The 11,371-nt window shown below is 60.8% G+C and carries 12 protein-coding genes; 9 read left to right on the top strand and 3 right to left on the bottom strand.

The window, feature by feature from the left end:
- Positions 1-7 precede the first annotated feature (7 nt).
- The 3 genes from M5C71_RS17970 to M5C71_RS17960 all read left to right on the top strand — a co-directional run bounded on the left by M5C71_RS17970 (position 8) and on the right by M5C71_RS17960 (position 3,584).
- Entirely contained in the window at positions 8-1,186 is a 1,179-nt protein-coding gene (locus M5C71_RS17970) for an alginate O-acetyltransferase (protein ID WP_103499685.1), read from the top strand.
- A gap of 14 nt (positions 1,187-1,200) precedes the next feature.
- The gene (locus M5C71_RS17965; protein ID WP_103499684.1) at positions 1,201-1,869 is read left to right on the top strand and encodes an alginate O-acetyltransferase AlgF; all 669 of its coding nucleotides are present in this window, start codon (positions 1,201-1,203) and stop codon (positions 1,867-1,869) included.
- A gap of 269 nt (positions 1,870-2,138) precedes the next feature.
- The gene (locus M5C71_RS17960; RefSeq protein WP_103499719.1) at positions 2,139-3,584 is read left to right on the top strand and encodes a mannose-1-phosphate guanylyltransferase/mannose-6-phosphate isomerase; all 1,446 of its coding nucleotides are present in this window, start codon (positions 2,139-2,141) and stop codon (positions 3,582-3,584) included.
- 132 nt (positions 3,585-3,716) lie between these two features.
- Here M5C71_RS17960 and M5C71_RS17955 read toward each other — a convergent pair whose 3' ends face one another.
- Positions 3,717-4,520: a metallophosphoesterase gene (locus M5C71_RS17955; protein WP_103499718.1), complete on the bottom strand. Its 804-nt coding sequence runs from the start codon at positions 4,518-4,520 to the stop codon at positions 3,717-3,719.
- An 846-nt stretch (positions 4,521-5,366) separates the two neighbouring features.
- Here M5C71_RS17955 and M5C71_RS17950 point away from each other — a divergent pair.
- Positions 5,367-5,771, top strand: coding sequence for a thioredoxin domain-containing protein (locus M5C71_RS17950; protein ID WP_103498502.1), 405 nt, complete (start codon positions 5,367-5,369; stop codon positions 5,769-5,771).
- A gap of 9 nt (positions 5,772-5,780) precedes the next feature.
- Entirely contained in the window at positions 5,781-6,605 is an 825-nt protein-coding gene (locus M5C71_RS17945; RefSeq protein WP_103498492.1) for an SDR family oxidoreductase, read from the top strand.
- 7 nt (positions 6,606-6,612) lie between these two features.
- Here the strand turns inward: M5C71_RS17945 and M5C71_RS17940 are convergent, their stop codons facing one another.
- Complete coding sequence (locus M5C71_RS17940; protein WP_248768414.1) at positions 6,613-7,503, bottom strand: LysR family transcriptional regulator; 891 nt, start codon at positions 7,501-7,503, stop codon at positions 6,613-6,615.
- A 109-nt stretch (positions 7,504-7,612) separates the two neighbouring features.
- Here M5C71_RS17940 and M5C71_RS17935 point away from each other — a divergent pair, with 109 nt between their 5' ends.
- The 4 genes from M5C71_RS17935 to M5C71_RS17920 all read left to right on the top strand — a co-directional run bounded on the left by M5C71_RS17935 (position 7,613) and on the right by M5C71_RS17920 (position 10,454).
- Positions 7,613-8,833, top strand: a complete 1,221-nt coding sequence (locus M5C71_RS17935; protein WP_248768413.1) for an MFS transporter — start codon at positions 7,613-7,615, stop codon at positions 8,831-8,833.
- Positions 8,830-9,228, top strand: coding sequence for a DUF4440 domain-containing protein (locus tag M5C71_RS17930; protein ID WP_248768412.1), 399 nt, complete (start codon positions 8,830-8,832; stop codon positions 9,226-9,228). The genes M5C71_RS17935 and M5C71_RS17930 overlap by 4 nt, the downstream gene beginning before the upstream one ends.
- Before the next feature lie 135 nt (positions 9,229-9,363).
- Positions 9,364-9,768, top strand: a complete 405-nt coding sequence (locus tag M5C71_RS17925; protein WP_248768434.1) for an antitoxin Xre-like helix-turn-helix domain-containing protein — start codon at positions 9,364-9,366, stop codon at positions 9,766-9,768.
- Positions 9,762-10,454: an RES family NAD+ phosphorylase gene (locus M5C71_RS17920; protein ID WP_103498497.1), complete on the top strand. Its 693-nt coding sequence runs from the start codon at positions 9,762-9,764 to the stop codon at positions 10,452-10,454. The genes M5C71_RS17925 and M5C71_RS17920 overlap by 7 nt, the downstream gene beginning before the upstream one ends.
- 55 nt (positions 10,455-10,509) lie before the next feature.
- Here M5C71_RS17920 and M5C71_RS17915 read toward each other — a convergent pair whose 3' ends face one another.
- A complete protein-coding gene (locus tag M5C71_RS17915) occupies positions 10,510-11,370 on the bottom strand; it encodes an HlyD family secretion protein (protein WP_248746805.1) in 861 nt (286 codons plus the stop codon).
- Position 11,371 lies beyond the last annotated feature (1 nt).

The raw sequence follows: 11,371 nt of genomic DNA, 5'->3' as shown, positions 1-11,371 counted from the left end.
GCCGACCATGACCCGCTCATTACGCATCCTCTACATCGCCCTGTTCCTCGCCACCTTGCTGGCGCTGGGGCTGTGGTCGCTGCGCAGCTTTATCGGCTTCAGCACCAACGCCGACGCCACCCTGCTCGACGGGCGCTGGACCAAGGCGGTGGAAACCCGTTACGACGGCGAATTCCCGATCAAGCGCCTGGGCACCAACCTCTGGGCCGCGCTGGACTTCAAGCTGTTCAACGAAGGCCGTCCCGGCGTGGTGCTGGGCCGTGACCAGTGGCTCTACAGCGACGAGGAATTCAACCCCATCGCCGGCGAGCAGCAGAACCTGCAAGACAACTACGCCCTGGTCGAAGGCGTGCGCCAGACCCTCAAGGCCAAGGGCGTGAAGCTGGTGATGGCGATCGTTCCGGCCAAGGTCCGCCTGTACCCGGAACACCTGGGCGATGTCCGTCCGGCGAGCATCCACGCCAACCTCTACCAGGACTTCCACGCCCGGGTCGCCGCCGACCGGATCCTCGCCCCCGACCTGCTCGGCCCGCTGCAACAGGCCAAGGACCAAGGCCGGCAAGTATTCCTGCGCACCGACACCCACTGGACCCCGGACGGCGCGCAAATCGCCGCGACCCAACTGGCCGACGCCATCGGCAAGCACGCTCCACTCAGTGGCGAGCCGCAACGCTTTGTCACCGAAGCCGAGAAGATCGAACAGCACAAGGGCGACCTGACCCTGTTCCTGCCGCTGGACCCGCTGTTCAGCAACCTGATGCCGCCCCAGGAGCCCCTGGAAAAGCGCACCACCCGCGCGGTGGACGATCAGCCGGCCGGCGAAGACGCATTGTTCGCCAACACCGAAGTCCCGGTGGCGCTGATCGGCACCAGCTACAGCGCCAACCCGAACTGGAACTTCGTCGGCGCGCTGAAACAGGCCCTGCACCGCGACGTGGTGAATTACGCCGAAGACGGCCACGGCCCGATCCTGCCGATGCTTGCCTACCTGGAAAGCGACGCCTTCAAGAACAGCCCGCCGCAGTTGCTGATCTGGGAATTCCCGGAGCGCTACCTGCCGGTCAACAACGAAATCGGCGATGCCGACCCGCAGTGGGTCGCGCAATTGAAAGCCGCTGGAATCCGTCAACAGAACCTGGTCCAGAACACATCTAAATCCGAGTCGCCTATACGGGCGCAAAACTGAAAGAGGTACTTACCATGACCTTCAACATCACTCGTAAAAACACTCAACCGCGCATGGTCAAAACCCTGGCCCTGACTGCCGGCCTGAGCCTGCTGTCCCTGCCGGTCTGGGCGGGTGGAGATGCCGCGCTGTACGGCCCGGTCGCGCCGAAAGGCTCGAGCTTTGTGCGTATCTACAACGCCAGCAACCAGGAAGTCAGCGCCACCATCGGCGCCACCGCGATCAATGACGTCGCCCCGCTGGCCAGCAGTGATTTCAGCTTTATGCCCGGCGGCGACTACAGCGCCAAGGTCGGTAGCCAGGCCCTGCCGCTGAAACTGGCCGCCGACCACTATTACACCCTGGTCAACAACGCTGGCGGCCAGCCGCAACTGATCGAAGAGCCGCCGTTCAAGAACAAGCAGAAGTCCTTGGTGCGGGTGCAGAACCTGAGTGACAAGGCCCTGACCCTGAAGACCGCCGACGGCAAGACCGACGTGGTCCAGGCGGTGGCGGCCAAAGGTCGCGGAGAGCGTGAGATCAACCCGGTGAAAGTCAGCTTTGCGCTGTACGACGGCGGCACCAAGGTCAGCGACCTCAAGCCGGTGGCCCTGGAGCGCGGCGAAGCGGCGGTGCTCTACGTCACGGGAAACGGCAGCAACCTGTCGCCGGTGTGGGTCAAGCGCCCGGTTTCGACCCGCTAATGAATTCGCCGGACGAAAACAGGCCCCACGAACACCACCGACCCATTCGCCGAACAACCACAGGAGCCACGAACACCGCCGACCTGTAGGAGCAGGGCTTGCCCGCGAAGGCGTCCTTGAGGGCGCCAAAAGCTTCGCGGGCAAGCCCAGCTCCTACAGATACGGGTGTTCTCAGGATCAGTGACCGTCCGGCCCGAAACAACAACAACAAGAGTGAAACGACAGAACGCAGTAGCTCTAACCCATAGATCGCTTAAAGGAGTAACACCATGATTCCAGTAATCCTCTCAGGTGGTAGCGGCTCACGTCTTTGGCCGCTTTCGCGCAAGCAGTTTCCCAAGCAATTCCTCGCCCTTACCGGCAAGGAAACGCTGTTCCAGCAAACCCTGGAACGCCTGGTATTCGACGGCATGGAAAGCCCCATCGTGGTCTGCAACCTGGACCACCGTTTTATCGTCAACGAACAACTGAGCAGCCGTCAGCTCACCACCCAGCGCATCCTGATGGAGCCCTTCGGCCGCAACACCGCCCCGGCCGTGGCCCTGACCGCCATGCTGCTGGTCAACGAGGGCCGCGACGAACTGATGCTCGTCCTCCCCGCCGACCACGTGCTCGAAGACCAGAAAGCCCTGCAACGCGCCCTGGCCCTGGCCACGGTAGCCGCCGAGCGCGGTGAAATGGTGCTGTTCGGTGTCCCGGCAACCAAACCGGAAACCGGCTACGGCTACATCAAGTCGAGCAACGACGCGCTACTGCCGGAAGGCGTCAGCCGAGTCTCGCAATTCGTCGAAAAGCCCGATGAAAAACGCGCCATCGAGTTCGTCGAAGCCGGCGGTTACTTCTGGAACAGCGGCATGTTCCTGTTCCGCGCCAGCCGCTTCCTCGAAGAGCTGAAAAAGCACGACCCGGACATCTACGACACCTGCCTGCTGACCCTGGAGCGCAGCACCCAGGACGGCGACGGCGTGATCCTCGACGAAGCCACCTTCGCCCAGTGCCCGGACAACTCCATCGACTACGCGGTAATGGAAAAAACCCAGCGTGCCTGCGTGGTGCCATTGAGCGCCGGCTGGAGTGACGTGGGTTGCTGGTCATCGTTGTGGGACGTGCATGAAAAGGACGAAAACGGCAACGTCAGCAAGGGCGACGTGGTGATCCAGGACAGCCACAACTGCATGATCCACGGCAACGGCAAGCTGGTCTCGGTGATCGGCCTGGAAGACATAGTCGTGGTCGAAACCAAGGACGCCATGATGATCGCCCACAAGGACAAGGTTCAGGGCGTGAAACAGATGGTCAACACCCTCAACGAACAGGGCCGCAGCGAAACCCAGAACCACTGCGAGGTCTACCGGCCCTGGGGTTCCTATGACTCGGTGGACATGGGCGGGCGTTTCCAGGTCAAGCACATCTCGGTCAAGCCGGGGGCCTGCCTGTCGTTGCAGATGCACCACCACCGCGCCGAACACTGGATCGTGGTCAGCGGCACGGCCGAGGTGACCTGCGACGAGAAGGTGTTCCTGCTGTGCGAGAACCAGTCGACCTACATCCCGATTGCTTCGGTGCACCGCCTGCGTAATCCGGGGAAGATTCCGCTGGAGATTATCGAGGTGCAGTCCGGTAGCTACCTGGGTGAGGACGATATCGAGCGGTTTGAAGATGTGTACGGGCGTTCGACGGCGCCGGAGCAGGAGGTGAAAACCATCGCCCAGTAACCTACAGTGTTCCACTCACCCCCGCCTCGCTGGCTGCGTACCCCCTATCCGCAGCCAGGGAGTCGGGGGTGTTTTTTGCCCACTTACTCACACCGAAAACGTATTTCCTCGCGGTGAGTTGTATCCGGTGGCTCAGATCTCGACGACCTTGTTCCATGTGAACAACGGGTTTTCAGGTGCCCTCGAACGTTGATCGCTATATCCACGCGGATTACAGATCACACGTGTTCCTTCTGCGAAATAATCGAATGCGGTATGGGTGTGACCATGGACCCACAGCGCAACCGGCGCGCGCACGAGGGAAGGCAGATCGCTCACATAACCCGCCGAGGCGCGATCCGTCGCGAACTTCTCCGCCAGGCTTGGCCTGAGCGGCGCATGGTGCGTGACCACAATCGTCTGGCCATCGAAGGGTTTTACCAGCTCATCTTCCAGCCATGCTCGCGCTTGCTTGTGGAGCGCCAGCGAGTCGCGGGGAGTAAACGAACGTAGCGGGGCTTCGAGTTCGGGCGATGAGACCTGAATCACACCCTGGTAGTCGAGTATGACCCGCTCGGCCTCTGCAATGGACTCGCGCAGCGCCACATCGCCAGCGCCGAACAACGAGAAGTCTGTCCACAACGTAGTACCGAGGACCCGCCATTGGCCATTTCGCTCCGTGAACGTTGTGTTGTTCAGGAAATGCACATTGGGCAAGCTGCGCGCGGCGGCTTGCATCGCGCTTTCGAGTGCAGCGAATTCACCACCGTAATACTCGTGGTTGCCCGGCACATAAATAACCGGCACCTGTGAATCGAAGTTTTCCGCCGCCCAACGCAGGCCTTTCGCATGGTTGTGGATATCACCGGCCAGCACGACGAGATCGGCCTCCACGTGCGGGATGGCAAGCGGTTCGTCGTACTCAAGATGCAGGTCGGACAGAACGCGAATCTTCACGACGTGGTTCTCCTCAATGCTGTTCCCGATGCATCTAAGTATGAATGCCACCGATCAAACCGACCTGACTCAGGTTCTGCTGGGATACCGGATCTAGTAATCACCTGATCCACGCTGCCGGCTACTGTCAGAAATGACAGGCCCGATAAATGGTATTGAGCTGCCCACGGTCCAATGTCAGGCAGTCAAGAAAATGGGATATTGAAAACACTACGCAACTTGTAGGAGCAGGTCTTGCCCGCGAAGCTTTTAGCGATCTCACGGGCCTCTTCGCTGGCAAGCCAAGCTCCTACAGGGACCGTGTTCGCCTTAACGGGTAGGTATTTGCTCATAGCCGGAGGCTTTCCGAAAATGAGTTCGGATCTGAGCCGGTAGGATATTCACGAAGACTATTCCCTTTCGCCGCCCTTGGGCAGCGACGGCGGCGTGATGCTGAAGTTCTCTTGTGGGTCCATCGCCGGGCTCCAGGCAGATCTGCTGGGAGCTAATGTGGGCGCAATCCGGGGGCCTCATCTACTGTCAGAAATGACAGTTTTTTAGTGATTAACGAAATAAGAAAGCGCCAAACAGGGCATATGCCGGCCGGCCCAGGCGATAACGTGACCCCATGACTCACTATTAACGACCAAGATCGAGCATAAAACGACCCATCCATTACAACGCAGCCCCCCGATTTCTGACCACAACCCCTTGATTTTATGGAAGTACACCTGCGGTAACACTCTTTCAGCCGACTCGCTCAGCAATGATGGCGCTTTGACACCCGTCATTTCTGACAGGTTACATTGGATCACATTTGACGTTGAATACTCCCCAACACCGAAACAGGGCGGCAGGGCATCGAGCATGAAAGGGACGAACACGGTCATCGAGATAAAAACTCGACAAGCGTTCAGGGCAGAGCTGGGCAGCCTGGAGGTGCCATTGATCCGGCCCCGACCCGCCGTGGTGCTGGTCTATAGACGTAACTGTCCACCGTGCGACAAGCTCAAGCCCTTGCTTGAGGCCCTGGCCGCGGGCCCCTACCGGGATCGGGTGGCGTTCTATCAGATCAGTTACCCGATTTTCAAACTGTTCCAGCCGGAGATCAAACTGGAGTACCTCCCGGCCCTGTTTTTTCTGGATGGTCATGGCAACCAGACACACATGTATGGCACGCAAAAGGACGAGGTAAAGAAGGGCCTCGATTCGCTCATTTTTGTCTCGGACGGGGTATTCTCAGAGATCTTCGACTCTCGACAAGCCCACTAAGGAAGTGCCATGCCCGTTGCCCTGATTACCGGATGTTCCAGCGGCATCGGCCGCGCGTTGGCGGATGTGTTCAAGCACGCGGGTTACCAGGTCTGGGCTTCGGCGCGTCGGGCCGATGATGTGGCGGCGCTCGCGGCAGCCGGGTTCACCGCCGTGCAGTTGGACGTCAATGATGGCAATGCCCTGCAGCGACTCGGCGAACGGCTCAACACCGAGTGCGGCGGCCTTGATGTGCTGATCAACAATGCCGGTTACGGCGCCATGGGACCGCTGCTCGATGGCGGGGTTGAAGCGATGCGTCGGCAATTCGAAACCAATGTGTTCTCCATTGTCGGGGTGACCCGGGCGATGCTCCCGGTGTTGCGCCGCGGCCGAGGGCTGGTGGTGAATATCGGCAGCGTGTCCGGGGTGCTGGTGACGCCGTTCGCCGGGGCTTATTGCGCCTCGAAGGCGGCGGTGCATGCCTTGAGCGATGCCTTGCGCATGGAGTTGGCGCCGTTCGGGATCCGGGTGATGGAAGTGCAGCCCGGGGCTATCGATACCAGCTTTGCCAAGAATGCCGGGCATGAGGCTGAACAGTTGATTGGCGAGCAATCGCCCTGGTGGCCGCTGCGCGAGGGGATTCGCGCGCGGGCCAATGCCTCGCAAAACAATCCGACCCCGGCCACCAGCGTGGCCGCCGACTTGCTCAAGGCCGTGCAGCAGGACCGACCACCACGGCTGTTGCGCCTGGGCAATGGCAGCCGGGCCTTGCCGTTGATGGCCTGGTTGCTGCCCAAGGGGCTGCTGGAAAAGGTGTTGATGAAGCGCTTTGGTTTGGGGGTACGGCTGTAACGACCGCTCAGGCGTGCTCTTTCATGAAGTCGATAAACACCCGGACCTTCAACGGCAAATGCCGAGTGTCCGGGTACAGGGCATAAATCCCTTGTTCGACAAAGCGATAGCCGTTCAACAAGCGGCACAGGCGCCCTGCCTCCAGATCCTCACGTACCAACCAATCCGGCAAAATCGCCACGCCCTGCCCCGCCAGGGCAAAACCGCGCAGCACCGAGGAATTGTCCGCGACAATCCGTGACTGCTCGGCCGCCGGCCGGAAGAAAAACGGCTCGCCGCTCTGCACATGGGTCAGGCCCAGATCGCCCAGGCGCCGATGCACCAGGCTCTGCACCTGTTGCAAGTCCTCGAAGGTGTGCAACTCGCCGCCGGGTAGCCCGGCAACAAACTCCGGCGAGGCCACGGCAAAGATCTTGAACGTGGCGAGCTGCGTGGCCCGGTGATTGGAATCCGAGACCTGGCCGAGCCGGATCGCCACGTCGAAACGTTCCGAGATCAGGTCGGCGTGGGTCGAGGAGGTCGACAGATGCACCTTCAACTCCGGGTGAATCCGCCGGAACAGCTCCAGCGCCGGAACCACCTTGGCCAGGGCATATTCGACCGTGGTGGTGATCCGCAGCGTGCCGCGCAGTTGCGTATGTTCCGAACGCGCCTCGTCGATCGCCAGCCGGGCCTGTTCCAGCATGCTCAGACAGCGCCCGTAAAAGCGCTCGCCGGCCTCGGTCAGGGCCAGGCGCCGGGTGTTGCGGGTCAACAGGGTCACCCCCAGTTCGGCCTCCAGGCGCTTGAGGGTAAAGCTGACCACGGCCCGGGTCTGCCCCAGGCGTTCGGCGGCGGCGGTCAGCGAACCGGCCTCTACCACGGTCTTGAAGGTCTCGAAACGATCCAGGCTGACCATGGGTCAAGGCCTCCATTGTCAAAATATTTTTGACAAACTAGCAGTCAATGCGCGGTTTCCCAAGCCTTGCCGGCGACCTAACCTGTCGCCTTATCCGATGGAGACCGTCATGAGCTATCGCTCGAAAATCGCCCTGGTGTATCTGCTGGGGTTTTCCCTGGACCTGGTGAACATGTTTGTCGCCAATGTCGCCTACCCGGAAATCGGCCATGAGCTGCGGGCCACGGTGACGCAACTGGCCTGGGTCGGGAACGCCTATATGCTTGGGCTGACGGCGATCATTCCCCTGAGTGTCTGGCTGGCGGCGCTGGTCGGCGAGCGACGCTTGATCGCGGCCTCGCTGGTGCTGTTCGCCGTGGCCTCCTGGTGCGTGGCCCAGGCCGGCTCCATTGAGGCGCTGATCGGTTGGCGGTTGGTGCAGGGCCTGGGCGGCGGTTTGCTGATCCCGGTCGGACAGGCCATGGCCTACCGCAACTACCCGGTGAACGAACGCGCCGGTCTGACCTCGCGGATGATGCTGGTGGCCCTGTTGATCCCGGCCTTGTCCCCGGCGCTGGGCGGGCTGATTGTCGACCATGCGTCGTGGCGCTGGATCTTCTACGCCAATATCCCGCTGGCACTGCTGCCTCTGCTGCTGACCGGGTTGTGGTTCAAGCCGGACGTGCGCCCGGCCCAGCGGCCAGGGTTCAGCCATCGCGGCCTGTGGAGTGCAGCCCAGGTGGCACGTATTCCGCTGTTGCGCCTGGCGATGCTGGTGTACCTGTTCGTCCCCGGGGTGTTTATCGGCACCCAGTTGGTGGCAATTCTCTATCTGCGTGGCCTGGGGGCGAGCGCGGCGCAGACCGGTGCCCTGATGCTGCCCTGGGCACTGGCCTCGGGGGTGGCGATTGTGTTCGGCAAGCGCCATTTCAACCGACTCGGCCCCAAGCCCTTGTTGCTGGCGGGCATGTTCGCCCAGGCACTGGGCATCCTGTTGTTGGTATTGATCATTGATCCCCACGGACCGCTGCCGATCATCGCCTATGCGCTGATGGGCCTCGGCGGCAGCCTGTGCAGCAGTACCGCGCACAACTGCGCGTTTCTCGATGTCGAGTTACCACGCATGGGCCACGCCAGCTCGGTGTGGAATATCAATCGGCAACTGAGCTTCTGCCTCGGCGCGGCGCTACTGATGGGACTGCTGGATCAGTTGGGTAGCACGCCGTTCGGGTTTCACGGGTGCTTTCTGATTGCCGCGGCGTTGACCCTGGTGCCGCTGTTCGCCGTCTTTCGTCTCGATACGCCAGCGGTGCTGGCACTGTTAACCCCCAAACAAGGAGAACCTGCATGAGCGATAAAGCGCTGTACCTCAATGAAGTGCTCGAAGCCCATAAAGTCATCGAGCAATGGTTTGCCGGAGCCCTGGAGAACGACGCGTTGGCGCCGCTGCTGGCGCGGTTCTCGGAAGCCTTTTCAATGGTCACGCCGACGGGCAGGCCATTGGACAAGTCGGGATTGGGCGAGCTGTTTGCCGGTGCGGGCGGACGTCGACCGGGTTGCACCATCACCCTGGGCGAGCTTGAAGTGTTTGCGTTGCACGAAGCCGGCGCCATCGTTCGTTATCGCGAATGGCAGGCCGATGACACGGGCACGCGTACAGACCGGCTATCGACGGCGGTGTTTGAGAAACAGTCGGATGGGCCGGTGCTGTGGCGGCATCTGCATGAGACCTTCACTCAGGCCTGAGAAATCAGTACATGTTTTTTTGGGGCAGTCATAAGGCAGCCTGTGGCACTGTCAGCCTTGGAAGAGTAGGATTAAAATCTACAGACTCAATTTTAATATTATTGAGTCCACAGATTATACTTCAAGGATATGATCATGACAGTCACCTCACCCGCTCCAGGACTGACCAAAGCGCATGGCGTGACAGGTCTGAGAGCCGCCGTGGGCGTACTCGAAAAATGGCAGGCCTCGAGTGACCAGGCCTGTCGTATCTTGCGTATTTCCCGCAGCACCTACACCCGCGCCAAACAACGTGATCCCGAGTGGTCCGTTGCCCTGGATGCCGACCAGATGCAACGGATCAGCTTCGTTTTGAACATCCACGCGGCCTTGCGCGGCATTTTCGATAATCCCGAGAACGCCTATGGTTTTCCGGCGATGGCGAACGATAACGAGTTTTTCAACGGACGTGCCCCGCTGGACATCATGGCGCAGGGCGACATGATCTCGCTGTACGAAACGTTTCGGCGGATTGACGCCCTGCGGGGCGCGCAATGGTGAAAACAGGCGATTTGCCGACGTTGCCCGGTGAGCGCTTGCAAGCTTACCGATTGGTCAATTCCAAGTTCCCACCGATTGCCTTGTTCGATGACGTGGCGGACGCGGATGAGTTCGAGGTGCTTTACCAGATTCAGGCCCTCACCAATCCAAGGCTGCAGAATGAGCTGGGTCGATTGGAACTGATCTCACGCGATGAGATCCCCTTCGGCATTCCCGGATGCGCGTACGCGACGGCGCCCTTCACTCACGTCAATCCGGCGGGGTCGCGGTTCAGCGATGGCAGTTTTGGCGTGCTGTATCTGGCCGATACGATGGAAACGGCACTGGCCGAGGTGCGGCATCACCAGAACCATTACTGGTCGAAGGTGCAGGGCCTCAACTACGAACGTTTTGTTTTCCGGGGGCTTTCTTGTCAGTTCACTGACGCGGCAATGAAAGATGCCATGTCCATCCCTCTGGCAGACCCCATTTATGATCCGGATGACTACACCCATTCCCACGCATTGGGGAAGGCGGCCAAGAGTGAACGGTGCCCCGGCCTGCGCTACCGATCCGTGCGCCATCCGGGCAACCACTGCTGGGCGCTGATGACCCCACGCCCGGTCTTATCGATCATTCAAACCGCTCATTACGAAATGATCTGGAACGGCAAAATCACCGGTGTCAACCAGATCACCGGCGCCTGATCGTGATGGTGCGAGAAGCGGGTGTTTGTGGAGCCCCTTAAGCTCTTGGCGATCGTCAGGCCCCCGCCGGCTTGACAATCACCGTGCAGGTAATCCCCGCCGCCAACAGCACCCCGTCCGGCACCTCGTCGATATGAATCCGCACCGGCACCCGCTGGGCCAGGCGCACCCAGTTGAACGTCGGGTTCACATCCGCAATCAGCTCACGACTCTCGGGATTGTCACGGTCATAGATCCCCCGCGAGATACTCTCCACATGCCCCTTGAGTACCTGGCCGCTCATCAGTTGCATATCCGCCGGATCACCCACCTGGAGATGCGGCAACTTGGTCTCTTCGAAGAAGCCATACACCCAGAACGAGTTCATATCGACCACCGCCATCTTCGCCTCGCCGATCCGCGCATAGTCGCCACGGTGCACATTGAGGTTGGTGACGTAACCGTCCACCGCCGCCCGCACTTCAGTGCGCGCAAGGTTCAACTGCGCCGCCTCCAGCTGCGCCTGGGCCTGCTGATAGTCGGCCAGGGCCGCGTCGGCGGTGTTGCTGGCGTCGTCGCGGCTTTCCTTGGAGATCACCAGGTTGTCCAGGTCGGCGCGGCGATGGGCATTGAGCTTGCGCATCTCCCAGGTGGCCTTGCGCGAGTCCACCAGCGACTGCGCCTGCTTGACCGCAATCCGATAATGCTCAGGGTCGATGCGCATCAGCAGGTCGCCCTTTTTCACCACCTGGTTATCCCGCACCGGCACCTCCACCACTTCACCGGTGACGTCCGCCGCGACATTGATAATGTCGGCGCGTACCCGGCCATCGCGGGTCCAGGGGGTTTCCATGTACTGGACCCACAGGACCCGGCCGATCCAGATCGCCAGGGCCAGGACCAGCAAGGTGGCGATCAGGCTGAAAAGCTTTTTCATC

Source organism: Pseudomonas sp. MWU12-2345, from assembly GCF_023242385.1.
Lineage (GTDB): Bacteria > Pseudomonadota > Gammaproteobacteria > Pseudomonadales > Pseudomonadaceae > Aquipseudomonas > Aquipseudomonas gingeri_D.
Note: the sequence above shows the minus strand (reverse complement) of the source record. Positions and strands in the feature narration are given on the sequence as shown.